We start from the raw sequence: 18,830 nt of genomic DNA, 5'->3' as shown, positions 1-18,830 counted from the left end.
TAATCCACCGCGGTGGAACGGATCAGGAGTTCCTGACCGTCCACTGCGGACCGTTCGGGGTGTCCTCAACCACGATGCCCGCCTGCGTGAGGCGGTCACGGGCGGCGTCCGCGCGCGCGAAGTCCTTCGCGGCGCGCGCCTCCTGGCGTTCCGCCAGCAGGCCTTGTACGAGCTCGTCGAGTGCTCCGCGGACGGGCGTCTCGCTGCCGCTGTCGGCCCATCGGTCCGAGAGCGGGTCGATGCCGAGCACTCCGGTCATCGCGCGCACCGAAGAAGCGAGCTCGAGTGCCTTGGGGGTGTCGCCGGCGTCGAGCGCGGCGTTACCGTCACGCACCGTGTTGTGCACCACGGCGAACGCGGCCGGGGTGGCCAGGTCGTCGTCCAGCGCGCTGGCGAAGTCCGGCTGCACGGCGCCCGAGGGCACCTCGCCGGAAGCCGCCGCGCGGCGGAGGAAGGCCTCGATACGCCGGTAGCCCTGCGCGGCCTCCGCGACCGCGCCGTCGGAGTACTCGACGGTGGAGCGGTAGTGCGGCTGCACCAGGTAATACCGCAGCTCAGGCGCCCGGTAGCGCTCCAGCATCGCCGGGATCGACACGGTGTTGCCGAGCGACTTCGACATCTTCTCGCCCGACATCGTCACCCACGCGTTGTGCAGCCAATACCGCGCGAACCCGTCGCCGACCGCGTTGGACTGCGCACGCTCGTTCTCGTGGTGCGGGAACACCAGGTCGACGCCGCCGCCGTGGATGTCGAACTCCGGGCCGAGGTAGTTGGTGGACATCGCCGAGCACTCCAGGTGCCAGCCCGGCCGCCCGTCGCCCCACGGCGTCGGCCACGACGGCTCACCCGGCTTCGCGCTCTTCCACAGCGTGAAGTCGCGCGAGTCGCGCTTGCCGCGGGTGGGCGTCTCGCCCTGCTGCACCTCGTCGAGCTGCTGGCCCGACAGCTGGCCGTACCCGTCGAACGACTTCACCGAGAAGTAGACGTCACCGTCGACCGCATAGGCGTGCTCACTGTCGATCAGCCGCTGCATGAGCGTGATCATCTGCGTGATGTGCCCGGTGGCGCGCGGGTTGACCGACGGCGGGAGGCAGCCCAGGTCGTCGTACGCCTTCTCGAACGCCCGCTCGTGCGTGGTCGCCCACTCCCACCACGGCCGGCCGGCGTCGGCGGCCTTGGTGAGGATCTTGTCGTCGATGTCCGTGACATTGCGCACCAGCAGCACGTCGAGTCCACTGTGGAGCAGCCAGCGCCGCAGGACGTCGTAGTTCAGCACTCCCCGCACGTGCCCGATGTGGGGCACCCCCTGCACCGTGGCGCCACACAGGTAGATGGACGCCGTTCCGCTGCGGACGGGAACGAACTCCCGAGGGGCACGGGTCGCGGTGTCGAACAGGTGTAGGGCCACCCTGGAAGGGTACGGGGTCGGTGTGGGCGATGTCGCAAGACGTCAAAAGACGTCGTGCTTGCGCAGAGCGCCGAGGAGTGCATCGGGTCGTTCGGCGGTCGGCAGCGGGTCCACGAGCTCGAACGCGCAGCCCAGCGCCCTGGCACCGCCGTCGGCCTCCTCGCTGTCGCCGATCATGAGGGTTTCCTCGGCCCGCGCGCCCAGCTGGTCGAGGGCCGTCCTGAAGATCTCCGGCTGCGGCTTGATGGCGCCGACCTCGAAGGACAGGACGAAGGTGGCGATGTGCGCGTCCCAGCCGCGCTGGGTGAACGCCGGGCGGATGTCGAAGGCGATGTTGCTGAGGATGCCCACGCTGTTCCCGGCGGCTTTGAGGGCGGCTTCGGTGTCCGGGTACGGGGTCCATTCGGACGGGGTGATCAGGCGGTCGTAGAGGGCGGTGGCCTGAGCGGGATCGGGGACGCCGGAGTGGCGGAGGACTTCGAGGTAGACCTTGCGGTGGAGGGCCGGGTCGAGGTCGCGGTTGTACCAGGCGTGTTGGTATTCCTCGGTGAGTTCGACGACCTGGCCGACCGGGGCGGTCATGCGGCGCATCAGTTCGGTTTGGGCTTCTAGGTCGAGGGGGGTGCCGTTGGGGTTGTGGAGGTGGGAGAGCCAGGTGGGGGTTTGTTCAAGGCGGAAGAGGGTGCCGGAGAAGTCGAAGAGGATGGAGGTTATGGACACGGGGGGAGTTTATCTGGGGGGTGGGGTGGTGGGTGGGGGTTTGTGTGGGTGGTGGTGGGGGTCTGAGTGGGGTGGGTTGTGGGGCTGGTGGGGGTGGGCCGTCGCGGGGCGGGTTGCGGTTTTGGGGTGCTGGTGATGCGGGCCGTCGCGGGGCGGGTTGCGTTGGGTGGTGCAAGTGATGCGGGCCTGCGCGGGGGCGGGTTGCGTTGGGTTGCACCCCGAAGCTTGATTGTGTTGACGGCCGGAGAACCGTTGTCAAGGCGGGAAAGCGTGCCTTGACAACGGTTCGCCGGCCGCAAAGGAGCTTCGAGTCGGGGTGCGGGGCCGGGAAGGGCACAGGGGAGTTGGGAGGGGGCGTGGGTTTGTGTGGCTGGCCGGCGGTTTGTTGGGGGCAAGGGCCGCAGGGGTTTAGTGCGGGGTGAGTTTGATTCGGCGGCTGGCGCGTGTGTTGGGGTCAAGGGCCGCAGGGGTTTAGTGCGGGGTGAGTTGGATTCGGCGGCCGGCCGGTGTGTTGGGGGCAAGGGCCGCACGGGTTTAGTGCGAGGTGAGTTGAGTCCGGCGGGTGCGTTGTGTTGGGCGCAAGGGCCGCGGCGGTTGAGCCCGAGGTGAGTTTGTTCCGCGGCCGGCCGGTGTGTTGGGGGCAAGGGCCGCGCGGGGTGGGTGCAGCGGGAGTTGAGCTAGCGGGGTGCGGTGGGGTGGGGCTGGGGCGCCCCAATGTGGCGTTCGGTGCGTGGGACGCAACGAGCGCCACATCGGGGCGGTGGGTGTAACCGATGCCGCGTGGGCACCGGCTGGTCTGGGGGCGGGGTGGGAGTGGTCCTTTGGGCCCGGAAGGCGGGCCGGATAGGCCTCAGTCGCGGGTGAGGAGGGCGGTGGCGATGGCGGCGATGCCCTCGCCGCGGCCGGTGAGGCCCAGGCCGTCGGTGGTGGTGCCGGAGAGGCTGACGGGGGCGGAGAGGGCGGTGCTCAGGGTTTGTTCCGCTTCGGTGCGGCGTTTGCCGATGCGGGGGTGGTTGCCGATGACCTGGACGGTGGCGTTGGCGATGTGCCAGCCGTCCTGAGTGAGGAGGGTGGCGACCTCCTTGAGCATGTCGGTGCCGTGGGCGCCGTGCATGCGGGGGTCGCCGGTGCCGAAGACGGAGCCGAGGTCGCCGAGGCCGGCGGCGGAGAGGAGGGCGTCGCAGAGGGCGTGGGAGGCGACGTCGCCGTCGGAGTGGCCGGCGCAGCCGTCCACGTCGGGCCAGAGGAGGCCGGCCATCCAGCAGGGGCGGCCGGGTTCGATGGGGTGGACGTCGAAGCCGTTGCCCACGCGCAGGTCGGTCACAGCGGAGCCTCCTGGTCGCCGCCGGCCACCAGGGCTTCGGCGAGGGTGAGTTCGAAGGCGGTGGCGACGCGCATGGCGTCGGGATCGCCGGGGACGGTGTGGGCGCCGGATACGGAGTCGAGGCCCGGGTCGGCGCTCAAAGTCAGCGCCGTGCGGAAGGCGGCTAGGGAGAAGCCGATCGGTGTCTGCGCGGTGCGGAGGCCGTCGCGGTCCACGGTGGCGGTGATCAAACCCGCGTCGGTCGACTTCACGGTGTCCGCCATCGGGAGTACGGGGACTACAACAGACGCGCCTTCACGGATCGTGGTCAGTACATCACGGACAGTCCGTTGTGGAGTGAACGCGCGCAGGGCGTCGTGGACGAGGATCACCGCGTCCGGAGCGAGGGCGGGCTCGACGGCGGTGAAAACCTGCCGGAGCGACTCGCCGGGGACGAACCGGCAGCGGTCGGACAAGCCCGAAACCGCGGCCGAAAACGACGAAGCACACCGCGAAGGGGCCGACACGACCACCAGATCGAGCTCTGGTGTGCCGAGCAGCCCCTGCACGGTGTGCTTGAGAAGAACTTCACCGTTCACCGTCGTGAGAGCACGCTCTTCATCGGCGGTGTGGTGTGCGACAGTCACGAACGCGACGCTCTGCACCTGCTGGTTCATCGGGTCGTGATCGTAGAGAACGGGCTGCCCGGTGCCTCCGCCGGGAGCCGCATGACCTCGGGGGTCAGACCGTCGCGGTTTCCAGAACTTCGTCGAGGAGTGTTTCCGCCTTGTCCTCGTCGGTGCCTTCCGCGAGCGCGAGCTCGCTGACCAGAATTTGCCGCGCCTTCGCCAGCATGCGCTTCTCGCCGGCTGAAAGTCCGCGGTCCTTCTCTCGCCGCCAGAGGTCGCGCACCACTTCGGCCACCTTGTTCACATCGCCCGAGGCGAGCTTCTCCAGGTTGGCCTTGTACCGACGAGACCAGTTCGTGGGCTCTTCGGTGTGGGGAGCACGCAGTACGTCGAAAACCTTGTCCAGTCCTTCTTGCCCGACGACATCACGCACACCGACGATCTCGGCGTTGTCAGCGGGCACACGAACCGTAAGATCCCCTTGCGCGACTTTGAGGACGAGGTACTTCTTCTCCTCGCCCTTGATCACGCGGGTTTCGATGGCTTCGATGAGTGCGGCACCGTGGTGCGGGTAGACGACGGTCTCTCCGACCTTGAAAACCATGTGTCCTCTGCCCCTTTCGCTAAATCTATCTTAGCACGGTCTTCAGATGGCCACCTAGCGGCCCGGGATCGTCGTCGCAGGTCAGCGGCCTGGCGGGGGTTGACAAACCTGAATCGCCCGTGCTCATGCAGGTGATGGGGAAGGCGTTGATCAGCGGTTGCGAATTCCTAATTGGACGGTTGATCTTGGGTGGTGCCGCGCCCGTTGGGCCCACCGGTTCCGCGCGCACGAGGGCCCCCGGCTAGTCTTCGACGTGACGAGGCCGTGAGATGGAAGGACTCTGACGTGAGGCTGCAGAATCGCCGCGTGTTCGGCGCGGGCGTGTCGGCGCTCGGTGCCGTGCTCGTGCTCGCCGGTTGCGGGGCCGGTCAGATCACCCAGACCGACACGCAGCAGCCGGCGGTCAACGGCACGTACGCGACCGTGAAGACGCTGGCGCTGCGCAACGTCGCGATCCAGTACCCGGCGCAGGGTGCCGCCTACTCGGCCGGCCAGTCCGCGCCGCTCACGCTCACCATCGCCAACCAGGGCGCGAAGGACGACCAGCTGCTCTCGATCAGCTCGGACGGCACGCAGTCGCCCGCGCAGATCGGTGGCGCCACCGACATCGTGGCCGGTCACACGCTGGTCATCGGCCCGGACGACGCCGTCGAGTCGACCAACGAGCAGGCTCCGCCCGCCACGTCGAGCTCGGCCGAGGCGCCGGCCACCGGCACCTCGAGCACCGGTGCGCCGAGCAGCTCGGCCAGCGCGTCCCCGGGTGACGGCGGCGCGGTCGCCACGCCGCTGAACCAGGGCACCGCCTCGCTGCAGGGCCTCAAGCAGCCGCTGTGGCCGGGTATGACGATCAACGTCACGTTCACCTTCCGCGACGCGGGCCCGATCACGGTCGAGGTTCCGGTCGCCGCGCCGGCGCACGTGGAGCCCTGACCGATTTTGTCGGACCCCGCCGATAGCCTCGGCGCGTGGTGAAGAAGACCAGCACCGTTTACCGGTGCGCGGAATGCGGCCACGAAGCCGCGAAATGGCTCGGCCGCTGCCCTGAGTGCCAGGCCTGGGGCTCGCTCGAAGAGCGGGGCGGGCTCAAACCGGCGATCACGAGGGTGGCGGCCGGTGCGCCGAGCGCGCCCGCGCGGCCGATCGGCGAGGTCGACGTCGAAACGGCGCGGGCCAAGGCGACCGGTGTCTCCGAACTCGATCGGGTGCTCGGCGGCGGGCTCGTGCCTGGCGCCGTGGTGCTGCTCGCGGGCGAACCCGGTGTCGGCAAGTCGACGCTGCTGCTCGAAGTCGCCTACCAATGGGCCAAAACGGCCGGCCGTTCCCTGTACGTCACGGGTGAGGAATCGGCCGGGCAGGTGCGGCTGCGCGCCGAGCGCACGGGCAACGTCCACGGCGAGATGTTCCTGGCGGCCGAGAGCGACCTGTCGGCGGTGCTGGGCCATGTCGACGCCGTGAAGCCCGGCGTGCTGATCGTCGACTCCGTGCAGACGATGGCGTCTCCGCTGGTGGAGGGCTCTCCGGGCGGGGTCACGCAGGTGCGGGCCGTCGCGGCGGGGCTGGTGGCGCTCGCCAAGGAGCGCGGGCTGCCCGTGGTGCTGGTGGGTCACGTCACGAAGGACGGCTCGGTCGCCGGCCCGCGCGTGCTGGAGCACCTCGTCGACGTCGTGCTGCAGTTCGAGGGCGACAAGCACTCCACGCTGCGCATGGTGCGCGGCATCAAGAACCGCTTCGGCGCGGCCGACGAGATCGGCTGCTTCGAGCTCACCGAGGGCGGCATCGTCGGCGTGCCCGACCCGTCCGGGCTGTTCATGAGCCACACCGCCGAACCGGTACCGGGCACGGCCATCACGGTCACCGTGGAGGGCAAACGGCCGCTGCTGGGCGAGGTGCAGGCGCTGGTGTCGAGCACGAGCATGCCGCAGCCGCGGCGCGCGGTGAGCGGGCTCGACGCGTCACGCGTGGCCATGGTGCTGGCCGTGCTGGAGAAACGCGGCCGGTTGAAGCTCGGTGACAAGGACGTCTACGTCGCCACGGTCGGTGGGATGAAGATCACCGAGCCGGCGATCGACCTCGCGCTGGTGCTGGCGCTCACGTCGTCGATGCACGACGTGGCCCTGTCGTCGCGGTTGGTCGCCGTGGGCGAGGTCGGGCTGGCCGGTGAGGTGCGCCGGGTGCCCAACGTCGCGCGCCGCCTCGCCGAGGCCGCGCGGCTCGGCTTCACCCACGCCCTCGTGCCGCCCGATTCGGGCAAGATGCCCGACGGCATCCGCACGCTGGAGGTCGGCGATGTCGCCAGTGCGCTCAACGCCGCCAACCACGCGAAGTGATCACGGCCCGAAGTCGCTGGTCACCTCGAAGCTGAACTGGGCCGAGCTCAGCGCTCGGCCGGCGTGGATGCCGTAGGTGTTCTCCGTGGCGACGTTGGCCGCACCGATCAGCTCCGAGGTCGTGGCGTTCACGCTGACGATCAGCTCGTGGTTGCCGTAGTGGAACGTGTAGGTGGCCACGTCGCCGTGGTGCTCGGCCAAGCTCGCGCTTGTGGCCAGGACACTGATGGCCGCCTTCCGCAACGCCCGGGAAGCGAGGCCCGAAGCCAGCAGGGTGAGCAGGTGTTCCTGCTGGTTGCCAGGTGCGAAGTACGGAGGTGGATACGAGCTGTATCCGCCCGGCACGGCGGGGTCGGGGTAGAAGGCGAACGGGGGCAGCGCCGGATTGGTCTCCAGAGGGTGGAGATCCTTGGTCTCACTGATCTGGAGGTTCTTGCTGAGGCCCACGGGGTCGGTCGGCAGCGACGCGACGAACCGCGGTGTGAGCCGGTCCCAGCCCTCGGGGCTCTTGGCGCTCGCGGAGCCGGGGTACGGGAAGTCCTGGGTGAAGGTGCCGCCCGCCGCGACCTGGGTCACGGTTTGCGGGGCGGGCAGCGCCTCGGAGTCCGACGGATTGCCGAGAAGGATCGTCGTCGAGCCCTCGCCGTCCCGGGTCCACGTGCGCTTCCACACGCCCGACGGATCGGCCGGGATCCAGTATTCGACCTTCTGCCGCACAGCGAAGGCGCTCTTGTTACCACCCACCCACTCGAGGTCCGTGTAGGTGTTGGTCACGTGGGTGTACTGGCCGGTGGCCGGCACGACGTCGCCGGTGGCGGTGGCGGCAGGGAGGACCGTGGGGCCGGGTTCGAACACCTCGCGGGCCACGACCACGCCTCCCGTCACCAGGGCGACGGCCGCCGCCACGGCGATCCAGCGCCAAGTTCCCTTGCCGCGCTTGGTTTTCTGCGGCGTGGGCGCGTGTCCGGCTTCGGCGGCCGCCGCGCGCATCAGGGTCGCGCGGGCGCGGTCCAGCTCCGTCTCGTCGGTGCGCACGTGCGGGTTGAGCGCGCCGAGGGCCTCGTCGAGCTCGGCGTCGGACCAGAGGTGACGCACGTTGTCGTCGTTCACAGTTCGTTCGCCTCCTCGACGATCGTGGTGATCGCGGCGTTGGCGCGCAGCCAGCGCCGGATGCGGTGCAGCCGCGAGCGGATCGTGCCAGGCGGCACGCCGAGCGCTTCGGCCACCTCCGTCGGCTCCAGCCCGGCCCACGACACGAGCAGCAGCGTGTCGCGGTCGGCGGCGTTGAGCTTGGCCAGCGCGCCCGCGAGCTGCGCCGTCCGCGTCTGCGCGTCCACCTGCTCGGCGACGCGCCCGTCGTGCCCGGCCGTGGTGTGCTCGCCCCGGGCCGCGAGCCGCGCGGTCGCCTTCAGCGCCCGCGTCTCGCTCCGGATGTGGTGGCGCAGCAGGTTCGTCGCGATCCCGTACAGCCACGACCGCGCCGTGCCCAGATCCGGCCGGTACGACTCCCGCCGCCGCAGCGCGACGAGGAAGGTCTCGGCCACGAGGTCGTGCGCCGCGTCGTCGCCCACGCGGCGCGCGAGGTAGCGGTGCAACTGGCGGGAGTGTGCGTCGAAAAGCCGCCCGAACACGGGCGCCGGATCGGGCACACCCAGGTCGGGACGGTCGAACGAGTCCGGCAACGCCGCCTCCGGACCGTCGTGGATCACCTGCATGCCCTGTGTTGCCCGCAGCGGTCCCGAGCGTTCACGTGTGGTGCGTCACCAGATCGGGTGGTCGCTGAACTTCTCCAGCGTCGTGACGGAGGGGCGGATGTAGAACAGGCCCGCCGCGTAACCCAGGACGCCGAGGGCGAAGTTCGCGAAGGTGGCCAGCACGTCCGTGGCGCCGAAGCGGTCGTGGTCGCTCCAGAGGTCGAGCAGCGCCGAGGACGTGAGGGCCAGCAGGCAGGTGATCACGGTGGTCGTGAAGCACGCGACCAGGGCGGTGCGCGCGGCGCGGGCGCGGGCGACCACGAGGTAGTCGCCGCGCAGGCAGGTGCGGCAGGAGAACACCACGACGGCGGTCAGGACCACGGCGAGCGAGGGCAGCAGCAGCCCGATCACGCCGACGGGCGCGTCGGGCAGGCTGTGGCCGTGCAGGGGGCGGTTCACGAACGCCGTGAGGGCGAGCACGAAGACCGTGCCGACCAGCAGCGCGAGCCCGGTGACCACGGAACCGCTGCGCACGCGGCGGGCGAAGAGCGGCGGCAGCGGGGCGTAGTCGGTGGCTTCGCCGTAGTACTGCTTCATCCCGTCACCTCCGCACCGACCTGCATTCGAGCGCCGAATGAACGTGCAAATGCTCGTGAAGGTCACCTTAAGGGACGGTGCGTCTCCCAAGGTGACCTTCACGGCACTTGTCACCGACCTGTGCTAACGCAGTAGGCCGGTGACAGGTGTTCACAACTTTTCGGCGAGCAGGTTCGCGCACCGGATGAGGCCGATGTGCGAGTACGCCTGCGGGTGGTTGCCCAGCGAGCGTTCGGCGATCGGGTCGTACTGCTCCGGCAGCAGGCCTGTGGGGCCTGCCGAGGCGACGATCTGCGTGAACAGCTCCTCGGCCTCGTTGCGGCGGCCGGTGATGAGGTACGCCTCGATCAGCCACGCGGCGCAGATGTGGAACCCGCCTTCGCCGCCGGGCAGGCCGTCGTCGCGGCGGTAGCGGTACACGGTGGAACCGCTGCGCAGCTCGGCCTCGATCGCGGTGACCGTGCGCTGGAAGCGCTCGTCGGCCGGGTCGATCAGGCCGGTGAGGCCCACGAACAGCGAGGCGGCGTCGAGATCCGTGCCGTCGTACGCCGTGGTGAAGGCCTGGACCTCGTCGTTCCAGCCGTGTTCCAGCACGTCGGCCTTGATGCGTTCGCGCAGCTCCGGCCAGGCACCCGGCACGTCGCGGCCGTACTCGTAGCCGAGCTTCACCGCGCGGTCGATCGTGACCCAGCACATCACCCGCGAGTACACCCGGTGGCGCGGCACGTGCCGCTCTTCCCAGATGCCGTGGTCCGGCTCGTTCCAGCGCCGCGTGACGGCCTCGGCCATCGCGCGCACCATCTGCCAGTCCTCGTCGCGCAGCTCACCGCGCGCCTCGGCCAGCGTGACCACCAGCTCCACGACCGGGCCGAACACGTCGAGCTGCACCTGGTGGTTGGCCAGGTTGCCGACGCGCACGGGCCGCGAACCGGCGTACCCGGGCAGCGACTCGATCACGGCCTCGGCGCCGATCACGCTGCCGGCCAGCGTGTACAGCGGGTGCAGGCGCTCGGGACCGGCCAAAGTGGACAGCACGCCGTGCAGCCACTGCAGGTAGCCCTCGGCTTCCTCGTTGGACCCGAGGTGCACCAGCTCGCGCACGGTCATCGACGCGTCGCGGATCCAGCAGTAGCGGTAGTCCCAGTTGCGGACCCCGCCGATCTCCTCGGGCAGCGAAGACGTGGCCGCCGCCAGCACGCCGCCGGTGTCGGTGTTGACCAATCCGCGCAGCGTGAGCGCGGAGCGGCGCACCAGCTCCGACTGCACCGTGGGCAGCTTGAGCTTGGCCGCCCAGTCGCTCCAGTACCGGCCCGCGCGATCCCGGCGGTCTATTTCGGACAGTTCGTGGGCGCTCAGATCCGTGGTGCCGCAACGGAGTTCGAGCACCACCGGGTTCTCCGGCGTCGGCTGCACGAGCGCGGTGGCGGTGTCGTGCAGGCCGTCGGACGTGATGGTCCACTTGACGCCGGCCGAGCGCAGCACGAACGGCTCCGACGTGCCCAGCACCCGCAGCCCGTCGCCCTCGGCGACCAGCTTCACCGGCACCCCGCCGAACTCCGGCCGCGGCGCGAACAGCACGTCGGCGGCCGCTTCACCCGAGATCACGCGCACGATGTCCGTGCGGTGCGAAGGGCTCTCCGGCTCGAGGTAGTCGGTCACGAGCAGGCGGGACCAGCGGGTCTCCACCGTCATCGTGTTCGGCAGGTAGCGCTGGCCCAGCGGCAGTCCGTTGCGGTGCGGCTTGATCGAGAAGGCGCCCGCCCCGGGGCCGCCGAGCAGGTCGGCGAACACGGCCGGCGCGTCGGGGCCCGGGTGGCAGAGCCAGGTGAGCGTGGCGTCGGGCGTGACCAGGGCGACGGATCGCTCGTTGGCCAGCATCGACAGCCGCTCGATGGGCGGCGCCGACTCGCCGTAGAGCCAGTTGCGCCGCTCTTCCAGCAGGAAGCCGAGCACCAGTGCGACGTCGACGGTGTCGGGCACGCGGTAGGTGGCGAGCGTCTCGCCCTCGCCCACCTTGATACCCAGGTCCGGCCCCGACAGGCGCGCGAACGCCTTCTCGTCGGTCACGTCGTCGCCCAGGAAGATGGCGGCGGTGGCGCCCACCTGGTGACGCAGGGTGTCGAGCGCGCGGCCCTTGTCCGTCTGGACGACCGCGAGCTCCACCACCTCCTTGCCGTCGGTGGTCGACACGCCTTCCCAGTGGGCGGGGCCGTCGTGCACGTCGGCGAGCACGCGGCGGCCGGCCTCGTGCTCGGCGCGGCGCACGTGCACCGCGATGCTCGCGGGCTTCACCTCGAGCGACACGCCCGGCACGTCGAGCACCAGGTTCTCCAGCTCCGCCTCGAGTCGGCGGTGCAGTGCCCGCGCGTTGTCGTCGAGGGCGTGGATGAACCCGATGTCGAACTCGGAGCCGTGGCTGCCCACGAGGTTCACCTCGGCGGGCAGGCGCGACAGCGTCGCCAGGTCACGCAGCGCGCGACCCGAGATGACGGCTGTGGTGGTCTCGTGCAGGCCGGCCAGAGATCTGAGTGCGCCGACGGACTCCGGCAGCGGCCGGGCCTCGTCGGGGTTGGCGGTGATGGGAGCCAACGTTCCGTCGTAGTCGCAGGCGACCAGCAGGCGCGGGGTACGGGCGATCTGCACGATCGCGCGCCGTAACTCCGCGGGCAACGCCTCGGCGGTCAACACTCCTCCTCAGGAGGTCCAGCGCGGTACGGGGGGAGGTCAGTCGACCGGCTCCGCACCCAGCGCCTGCAGGAACGAGCGCGCCCACCGGTCGACGTCGTGGGTGAGGACCTGTCGACGCATGGCGCGCATCCTGCGTCGGCCCTCTGCGGGGTCGAGAGTAATGGCAGCCACCAACGCGTTCTTCACCCCGTCCAGATCATGCGGGTTGACCAGGAACGCGCTGGTCAGTTCGGCCGCCGCGCCGGCGAACTCGCTCAGCACGAGCGCGCCCCCGAGATCGTGGCGGCACGCGACGTACTCCTTGCAGACCAGGTTCATCCCGTCGCGCAGCGGCGTGACCACCATCGCGTCGGCCGCGGAGAAGAAAGCGGCCAGCTCCGTGCGGTTCACGGACTGGTGCAGGTAGTGCACGACCGGGTGACCGACGCGCGCGAACTCGCCGTTGATGCGGCCCACCATCTGCTCGATCTCGCCGCGCATGCGCTGGTAGTGCTCCACGCGCTCGCGGCTCGGCGTGGCCAGCTGGATGAAGGCGACGTCTTCGGGCTGCAGGCGCTCTTCGTGCAGCAGCTCGTGCAGCGCCTGCAACCGCAGGTCGATGCCCTTCGTGTAGTCGAGGCGGTCGACGCCGAGCAGCACGGCCTTCGGGTTGCCGAGGTCGCGGCGGATCTGCTTGGCGCGCTCGACCACGCCCTTGCTGCGGGCGAGGTTGTCGAGGCCGGCGGCGTCGATCGAGATCGGGAACGCGCCCACGCGCACGGTGCGGTCGCCGACCTGCACCATGCCGGGCCGCGACCGCACGCCGACGGCACCGCGCGTGGGCTCGAGGCCGACGAGCTGGCGGGCCAGCCAGAGGAAGTTCTGCGCGCCGCCGGGGCGGTGGAAGCCGATGAGGTCGGCGCCGATGAGGCCGCGCACGATCTCGGCGCGCCAGGGCAGCTGCATGAACAGCTCGACCGGCGGGAACGGGATGTGCAGGAAGAAGCCGATGCGCAGGTCGGGGCGCAGTTCGCGCAGCATCGTGGGCACGAGCTGAAGCTGGTAGTCCTGGATCCACACCGTCGCGCCCTGGGCCGCGACCTCGGCGCTGGCCTCGGCGAAGCGGCGGTTCACCTTCACGTAGCTGTCCCACCACGCGCGGTCGAACACCGGCGGCGCCACCACGTCGTGGTAGAGCGGCCAGAGCGTGGCGTTGGAGAAGCCCTCGTAGTAGTCGCGGACCTCGGCGGAGGTGAGGGTGACGGGGTGCAGGACCAGGCCGTCGTCGTCGAACTCTTCGACATCGACGTCGGGGACGCCGGGCCAGCCCACCCACGCGCCCTTGCGCGAGCGCAGGAACGGTTCGAGCGCGGAGACGAGCCCGCCGGGGCTCGCGGTCCAGCGCCGGCCGCCGTCCGAGGTGCGTTCCAGGTCGACGGGCAGCCGGTTGGCCACCACGACGAAATCGGCGGACGGTGCGGTTTTCTGCTCGTCAGTCACTACAGCTGCTCCCTCGTCATCCGCGGGTCGCGGCCCCAGTGAAACCCTAGCGCGCGTTGCGTGACCGGCAGGTGATCAGCCGGTTACTCCAGACGGCGTTCCGGCCGCTCCAGCGGCCCCGCCATCCGCGGCCCGGCGAGCTTGCGTTCGAGCCTTCCCAGCCGCATCCGCACGGGTTGCGCGAGGTATTCACCCAGGACAACGCCCGCGGCGAGCGCGAGCCCGATGGCGACGGCGGTCATCAGGGTGGAGATGTTGCCGCCGGGCTCGACCCCCAATTGGTATAGACCACGATAGGTGGAGAGGCCCGGGAGCAGGGGAGTGATCCCGGACACGGCCACCACGAGCGGCGTAACGCGCAGCCGCCGGGCCATCAGGCCACCGCAGAAGCCCACGAGCGTGGCCGCGATGGCCGACGAGCTCACCGCGTCGAACTGCGTGAGCATGAGCGAGCCGTACACGAGCGCGCCGATCGCGCCCGCCGCCGCGGCGACGAGCAGGGCGCGCAGCGTGGAGTAGGAGGCCAGCGCGAAGCACGCGGCCGCGCCGGCGCCGGTCACGACCACGATGGGCAGCTGCTGCGGCGTCGAGCTGATGACCTCCGGCAGCGGTGTGCTCGGCAGGCCGAGCATCACGGCGAGCTTCAGCGCCAGCACCACTCCGGTGATCAGGCCGGCCGACATCAGCGCCGTTTCCATCGTGCGGCCCGCGGCCGTGACGTTGTAGCCGGTGATCGCGTCCTGCACCGCCGACACGGTGGACAGCCCGGACAGCAGCACCGTGACCGCCGCGGCGACCACCAGCGTCGGCCGGTCGGTGGTGAGGACGTTGCTGCTCACGATCGCCATGGCCGACAGCGTGGCGACGAGCCCGCCGACGACCTGCTGGAAGAAGAACGGCAGGTGGTAGCGGTTGAGCAGCCGGCCCAGCCGGTCGACCACCGACGAGATCACGAACGCCACCACGGCCACGTCGGGACCGCCGCCGAGCAGCAGGGTGATGAACGCGGCCAGCCCGCCCCAGGCGATGGTGGCCACCCAGCGCGGGTACGGGTGCGGCGCCGAGGTGATGCGCTGCAGCTCCGTGTGCGCCTCCTCCGCGCCCATGTTGCCGCGGACGATCTTGCGCACGAGGATTTCCGCCTCCGTGAGCCGCGTGTAGTCGAGGCTGCGGCTGCGCACCACCCGCAGCGCCGTGACCGGCGCGAGGTCCGTGCCGCGGTGGCAGGTGACGGTGATCGACGTGAAGATCACGTCGACCTCGCAGTGGGGCAGCCCGAGCGCGGAGGTGAGCGCGAGGATCGTGGCGGTGACGTCGGACGCGCCGGCGCCGCTGGCCATCTGCACCTCGCCGATGCGCAGCGTCAGGTCGAGCACGAAGTTCACCGTCGCGTCGTCGGGCGGCAGCGGCCCCAGCGTCTCGCCGGTGTCGACGGCCGGCTGCTCGGCGGTGGGCGCTTCGAGGATGTGCCACGCGCGGCGCTTGAGCAGGTTGGGCCGGTGTCGCTGGTTCGAGCTCGGTCGAGGAGGCTCCAGGACCGGCCATCGTCTGCGGTGAACCCCCTGGTCGGCGCGCTCGTTGATCTTCATGATCGATCCCACCTCCTCGTCCTTCCGGCGTCGGTTTCCCCGACGTTCCCGGGGAGCATCGGCCCGCGCGTCCAGACCGTTGCAGTGGTGTGCACCACGTCTGTCCTCGATCGTCTCGCAGGGCCGGGCGGGGCGCTCGTTTCGGGGGTTGAGCTGGGGGTTCGGGCGGTTTCGGGGCGTTGGTGATCAAGGTGGGGCAGTGGTGGGCTTTTTGGTGTTGTTCGGGGCGGGGAAACCGGTTCCGGGGTGGACGCGGGGCGGTTTTCAGTGAGTGAATTCTACGGTTGTGATTCGGGGCTTATTCGTACTGGTCAGGGGCTGGTTTACGGCGGGTAAATCGGCATGTTTTTGTGTTCGTTATCTGTTGATCTGTGCTGCTAATCACTCTTTCGTGCATTCTCCTTTTTCGCTTCGTAATGTGCCCGTTACTTGCGATTCGGTCCCCACCGGAAGGAGCTCTACCCGAAATGGCAAACCACCGACTCGACACCCGGCCGGCTCCTGCTCGGCGCCTCGTCCGCACCGCTCTCACGGCGACCGCGCTGGCCGCCGCGCTTTCGGCCACGGCGGGCCCGGCCCTCGCGACCACGGCGTCCGCCGCCCCGGCGGCTACCTCCGCCTCCACCGCGGCCGCCGCTCGGCCCGGCGCCGCGGCCCTCGCCCGCGCCATGACCCAGAAGGGCAAGCCCTACGCCTGGGGCGCGGCCGGCCCGAACGCCTACGACTGCTCCGGCCTCGTCGTCTGGGCGTTCAAGCAGGTCGGTGTGACCCTGCCGCACAGCTCACGACTGCAGTCCACGCGCGGCACGGCCGTCGCCAAGTCCGCCCTCCAGCCCGGCGACCTGGTGTTCTTCTACACCCCGGTCAGCCACGTCGGCATCTACGCCGGCGGCGGCAACGTGCTGCACGCCAGCCGCCCGGGCCAGCCGGTGAAGATCTCGCCGCTGTCCTCGATGCCGTTCCACAACGCCCGCCGGATCTGACGCCCTCCCCCGGAAGGCGGCCGTGCGCCACAGCCGCCTTCCGGGTGACACCCTGAGCGGGCGGGCCGATATACTCGCCGTGCCTCGGCCTGGTGCGCGGGGCGTCGGCCGGTATAGCTCAGCTGGTAGAGCATCTGTCTTGTAAACAGAAGGTCAGGGGTTCGAGCCCCCTTGCCGGCTCACTTCCCGCCAGGGGTTTCCCGTTCAGGGAAACCCGCTGGTCCTCTTTCGTTCGCGGCCGTTCTCGCGGCTCGGCGGGACAGTTCGGCGAACGCCGCACGCAACTCTGGTGGCCCGAGCACCTCGATCTCGGTGTCGAAGCGGGCCAGTGTGGCCGCGAGGGCGGCCCAGGACCAGGAACCCGTCGTCAATCGTGTTCGGTCCGGGCCGGTTTCCTCGACGACACCGTCGCCGGCGAACGGGGCCACGGCCGTGGCGGGCAGGTTGAGGATCACTTCGCCGCGGCAGGGCCAGGTGTCGGCGTGGGCGGAACCCTTGAAGCGGGCCGAAAGGAACGTGGCCACGTCGCCGCCCGGGAGTTCGCGGGGGGTGAAGCGCGGGCCGTTCGGGATGCGCGGGGTCATGCGGTCGGCGCGGAAGGTGCGCCAGGCGGCGCGGTCGGGGTCCCAGCCGGCGAGGTACCAGCGGCCGGCCCGCGCGACCAGGTGGTGGGGCTGCACGCGGCGGCGTTCGGCCGTTTCGTGTGGTCCCGGCGAGCGGTAGTCGAAGCGCAGTTCCTCGTGTGCGCGGATCGCGGCGCTGAGAGTGAGCAGGGTTGCGGTGTCGGTCTGGGGATCGGGGGCGGCCGCGCTGATCTCGAGGGCGTCGACGCGGTGGCGCAGCCGCGCCGGTAGCACCTGGCGCACCGTGGTCAGGGCGCGTGCGGCGGCCTCCTCGATGCCCGCGCCCGTGGCGACGGCGATCCGCAGCGCCACGGCCAGCGCCACCGCCTGCTCCTCGTCGAACAGCAACGGCGGCAGGCGGCTGCCCGCTTCGAGCCGGTAACCGCCATCGGGACCCTTGACCGCGCGCACGGGATAACCCAGCTCGCGCAACCGGTCGACGTCGCGGCGCACCGTGCGCTCGCTCACCCCCAGCCGCTCGGCGAGGAGCCCGCCCGGCCAGTCGCGGCGGGCCTGCAGCAGGGAAAGCAGCGACAACAGCCGGCTGGAGGTCGTCGTCGAGGACGCGATCGGCATGGGTTTCAGGCTGCCACGAATAGCGGACGTTCTCTGGCCGGTACCGCCGAGATCATCGGTCCTGTCGCCGGAAACCGCCGGCGGCAGGAAGGACCACCATGTCGCTCAACGCTGTCGCGCACCTCAACTTCCACGGCCAGGCCCGCGAAGCCCTGGAGTTCTACCGATCGGTGTTCGGCGGGCAGCTCACCATCTCCACCTACGCCGACTTCGGCCTGCCCGCCGACCTCCCCGGCGCCGGCGACGTCGTTTTCGGGCAGGTCGTGGCGGACAACGGCTTCCGCGTGATGGCCTACGACGTGCCCGGCGAACACACGCCCGTCTCGGGCACCCCCACCACGCGCCGTGAGAGCGGCACCACGATCACCACGGAGCCATTTTTCCTTTCCGTGCGCGGCGAAAGCGTCGACGAGGTCACGCCGGTGTGGAAAGGCCTCGCTGAAGGCGCGAACGTGATCGAGGCGTTCGGTCCCGCGGCGTGGGCGGCCGGCTTCGGGATGTTGGCTGACCGGTTCGGGGTGACGTGGATCGTCGACGTCGCCTGACGGCAGCAGTCCACTGTGGTGTCTCCTTGACGGCCACGGGTGACCACCGTGCCTCTTAGGCCAGACCAAACCGCCCCCTCGCCTCTTCTCCGCACCGCAACGGCCGTGAAAGCATCGCGGCGTGCTGAAGAACGCGAAGATCGTCGTGACCGGAGCGACCGGGCAGGTCGGGCTGCCGGTTGCCGTGGCGTTGGCCGACGACGGGCTGGGGAACGAGGTGTGGGCGCCCGCGCGGTTCACGAATGCCGAGGCGAGGGCGCGGCTCGAGGCGGCCGGGGTGCGGTGCGTGGTGGCGGATGTGGGGAAGGGGGAGGGGCTCGAGGGTCTGCCGGAGGAGGTGGATCACGTGCTGAACTTCCTGGTGGCGCGCACGGCGGACAGTGAAGGGGACCTCGTCGCCAACGCGGAGGCCGTCGGGGTGCTGATGACGCGCTTCCGGAGCGCCAAGTCGTTCCTGCACTGCTCGTCCACGGCGGTCTACGCGCCGGCGGTGGACGGGGGCGAGCTGGCCGAGGACGGGCTCCTCGGGGACAACAACCACACCAAGCTCATGCCCAACTACGTGCTCACGCGGGTGGCGGCGGAGGCCGTCGCGCGCTCGTACGCGCGCACGTTGGAGCTGCCGACCGTGATCACGCGCCTGAACGTGCCCTACGGCGACAACGGCGGCTGGCCCTGGTACCACCTGCTGATGCTCGCCGGCGAGCACCCGATCCCGGTGCCGCCCGACGGGGGCGCGTACCGGCTGATCCACGAGGACGACATCGTGCGCCTGGTGCCCGCGCTGCTCGACGCCGCGGGAGTGCCCGCGGTGACGGTGAACCTGGCGGGTTCCGAGACCGTGACCATCGAGGAGTGGGTCGGCTACCTCGGTGAGCTGACCGGCCGGACGCCGCGGTTCACCGTGGACCCCACGGCGATCGAGGGGACGGTGGCCGACGTGCGCAAGCTGACCTCGCTCGTCGGTGAGCCGACCACCGTGACCTGGCGCGAAGGCCTCGAACGCATGGTGAAGGTGCGCAATCCGGAGCTGATGGCCTGAGGACGCGTCCCGCTGACAGGAAG

The 18,830-nt window shown here is 70.4% G+C and carries 17 protein-coding genes and 1 tRNA gene; 6 read left to right on the top strand and 12 right to left on the bottom strand.

Features of this window, described 5'->3' with window-relative positions:
• Positions 1 to 22 precede the first annotated feature (22 nt).
• The 5 genes from cysS to VSH64_RS33260 all read right to left on the bottom strand — a co-directional run bounded on the left by cysS (position 23) and on the right by VSH64_RS33260 (position 4,664).
• Positions 23 to 1,408 (bottom strand): cysteine--tRNA ligase, encoded by a 1,386-nt coding sequence (cysS, locus tag VSH64_RS33280; RefSeq protein ID WP_326566709.1) that lies wholly within the window; start codon positions 1,406 to 1,408, stop codon positions 23 to 25.
• A 42-nt stretch (positions 1,409 to 1,450) separates the two neighbouring features.
• A complete protein-coding gene (locus tag VSH64_RS33275) occupies positions 1,451 to 2,128 on the bottom strand; it encodes an HAD family hydrolase (protein ID WP_326566708.1) in 678 nt (225 codons plus the stop codon).
• An 850-nt stretch (positions 2,129 to 2,978) separates the two neighbouring features.
• Positions 2,979 to 3,443 (bottom strand): 2-C-methyl-D-erythritol 2,4-cyclodiphosphate synthase, encoded by a 465-nt coding sequence (gene ispF / locus VSH64_RS33270; RefSeq protein ID WP_326838092.1) that lies wholly within the window; start codon positions 3,441 to 3,443, stop codon positions 2,979 to 2,981.
• Positions 3,444 to 3,448: 5 nt separating this feature from the next.
• Positions 3,449 to 4,108 (bottom strand): IspD/TarI family cytidylyltransferase, encoded by a 660-nt coding sequence (locus tag VSH64_RS33265; protein WP_326566707.1) that lies wholly within the window; start codon positions 4,106 to 4,108, stop codon positions 3,449 to 3,451.
• Between the two features lie 64 nt (positions 4,109 to 4,172).
• Positions 4,173 to 4,664 carry a CarD family transcriptional regulator gene (locus tag VSH64_RS33260; RefSeq protein WP_033294400.1) on the bottom strand — a complete coding sequence of 164 codons (492 nt, stop codon included), beginning with the start codon at positions 4,662 to 4,664 and terminating at the stop codon, positions 4,173 to 4,175.
• 285 nt (positions 4,665 to 4,949) lie between these two features.
• Between VSH64_RS33260 and VSH64_RS33255 the strand changes: the two genes are divergently transcribed.
• Positions 4,950 to 5,594 carry a copper chaperone PCu(A)C gene (locus VSH64_RS33255; RefSeq protein ID WP_326566706.1) on the top strand — a complete coding sequence of 215 codons (645 nt, stop codon included), beginning with the start codon at positions 4,950 to 4,952 and terminating at the stop codon, positions 5,592 to 5,594.
• 35 nt (positions 5,595 to 5,629) lie between these two features.
• Entirely contained in the window at positions 5,630 to 6,991 is a 1,362-nt protein-coding gene (gene radA, locus VSH64_RS33250; protein ID WP_326566705.1) for a DNA repair protein RadA, read from the top strand.
• Here radA and VSH64_RS33245 read toward each other — a convergent pair whose 3' ends face one another.
• The 6 genes from VSH64_RS33245 to VSH64_RS33220 form a co-directional block, all read right to left on the bottom strand.
• Positions 6,992 to 8,101, bottom strand: a complete 1,110-nt coding sequence (locus VSH64_RS33245; RefSeq protein WP_326566704.1) for a hypothetical protein — start codon at positions 8,099 to 8,101, stop codon at positions 6,992 to 6,994.
• Positions 8,098 to 8,706 (bottom strand): RNA polymerase sigma factor, encoded by a 609-nt coding sequence (locus VSH64_RS33240; protein WP_326566703.1) that lies wholly within the window; start codon positions 8,704 to 8,706, stop codon positions 8,098 to 8,100. Before VSH64_RS33240 ends, VSH64_RS33245 begins: the two co-directional genes overlap by 4 nt.
• Positions 8,707 to 8,751: 45 nt before the next feature.
• The gene (locus VSH64_RS33235; RefSeq protein ID WP_326566702.1) at positions 8,752 to 9,282 is read right to left on the bottom strand and encodes a hypothetical protein; all 531 of its coding nucleotides are present in this window, start codon (positions 9,280 to 9,282) and stop codon (positions 8,752 to 8,754) included.
• Between the two features lie 150 nt (positions 9,283 to 9,432).
• Complete coding sequence (gene otsB / locus VSH64_RS33230; RefSeq protein WP_326566701.1) at positions 9,433 to 11,967, bottom strand: trehalose-phosphatase; 2,535 nt, start codon at positions 11,965 to 11,967, stop codon at positions 9,433 to 9,435.
• 39 nt (positions 11,968 to 12,006) lie between these two features.
• On the bottom strand, positions 12,007 to 13,449 hold the full coding sequence (locus VSH64_RS33225) for an alpha,alpha-trehalose-phosphate synthase (UDP-forming) (protein WP_326566700.1): 1,443 nt from the start codon (positions 13,447 to 13,449) through the stop codon (positions 12,007 to 12,009).
• Between the two features lie 83 nt (positions 13,450 to 13,532).
• Positions 13,533 to 15,038 carry a threonine/serine exporter family protein gene (locus tag VSH64_RS33220; RefSeq protein ID WP_326566699.1) on the bottom strand — a complete coding sequence of 502 codons (1,506 nt, stop codon included), beginning with the start codon at positions 15,036 to 15,038 and terminating at the stop codon, positions 13,533 to 13,535.
• Between the two features lie 467 nt (positions 15,039 to 15,505).
• Between VSH64_RS33220 and VSH64_RS33215 the strand changes: the two genes are divergently transcribed.
• Both VSH64_RS33215 and VSH64_RS33210 read left to right on the top strand, forming a co-directional pair.
• Positions 15,506 to 16,021: an NlpC/P60 family protein gene (locus VSH64_RS33215; protein ID WP_326566698.1), complete on the top strand. Its 516-nt coding sequence runs from the start codon at positions 15,506 to 15,508 to the stop codon at positions 16,019 to 16,021.
• Positions 16,022 to 16,128: 107 nt separating this feature from the next.
• Positions 16,129 to 16,201, top strand: a tRNA-Thr gene (locus tag VSH64_RS33210).
• On the opposite strand, the gene VSH64_RS33205 is transcribed toward VSH64_RS33210, so the two are convergent.
• Entirely contained in the window at positions 16,201 to 17,220 is a 1,020-nt protein-coding gene (locus VSH64_RS33205; protein ID WP_326566697.1) for a helix-turn-helix transcriptional regulator, read from the bottom strand. The two genes, VSH64_RS33210 and VSH64_RS33205, sit on opposite strands and share 1 nt — an antisense overlap.
• A 98-nt stretch (positions 17,221 to 17,318) precedes the next feature.
• On the opposite strand from VSH64_RS33205, the gene VSH64_RS33200 reads away from it, so the two are divergent.
• Entirely contained in the window at positions 17,319 to 17,765 is a 447-nt protein-coding gene (locus VSH64_RS33200) for a VOC family protein (protein WP_326566696.1), read from the top strand.
• Between the two features lie 121 nt (positions 17,766 to 17,886).
• Positions 17,887 to 18,807, top strand: coding sequence for an NAD-dependent epimerase/dehydratase family protein (locus VSH64_RS33195; protein WP_326566695.1), 921 nt, complete (start codon positions 17,887 to 17,889; stop codon positions 18,805 to 18,807).
• Positions 18,808 to 18,830: the final 23 nt, after the last annotated feature.

The organism is Amycolatopsis rhabdoformis, from assembly GCF_035918295.1.
Taxonomy (GTDB): domain Bacteria; phylum Actinomycetota; class Actinomycetes; order Mycobacteriales; family Pseudonocardiaceae; genus Amycolatopsis; species Amycolatopsis rhabdoformis.
Note: the sequence above shows the minus strand (reverse complement) of the source record. Positions and strands in the feature narration are given on the sequence as shown.

Bases quoted from the DNA above. Each gene is read 5' to 3' on its own strand.
- VSH64_RS33265 (WP_326566707.1), bottom strand. From the start codon at position 4,108: ATGAACCAGCAGGTGCAGAGCGTCGCGTTCGTGACTGTCGCACACCAC.
- VSH64_RS33260 (WP_033294400.1), bottom strand. From the start codon at position 4,664: ATGGTTTTCAAGGTCGGAGAGACCGTCGTCTACCCGCACCACGGTGCC.
- VSH64_RS33240 (WP_326566703.1), bottom strand. From the start codon at position 8,706: ATGCAGGTGATCCACGACGGTCCGGAGGCGGCGTTGCCGGACTCGTTC.
- VSH64_RS33235 (WP_326566702.1), bottom strand. From the start codon at position 9,282: ATGAAGCAGTACTACGGCGAAGCCACCGACTACGCCCCGCTGCCGCCG.
- VSH64_RS33220 (WP_326566699.1), bottom strand. From the start codon at position 15,038: ATGAAGATCAACGAGCGCGCCGACCAGGGGGTTCACCGCAGACGATGG.
- VSH64_RS33215 (WP_326566698.1), top strand. From the start codon at position 15,506: ATGGCAAACCACCGACTCGACACCCGGCCGGCTCCTGCTCGGCGCCTC.
- VSH64_RS33205 (WP_326566697.1), bottom strand. From the start codon at position 17,220: ATGCCGATCGCGTCCTCGACGACGACCTCCAGCCGGCTGTTGTCGCTG.
- VSH64_RS33200 (WP_326566696.1), top strand. From the start codon at position 17,319: ATGTCGCTCAACGCTGTCGCGCACCTCAACTTCCACGGCCAGGCCCGC.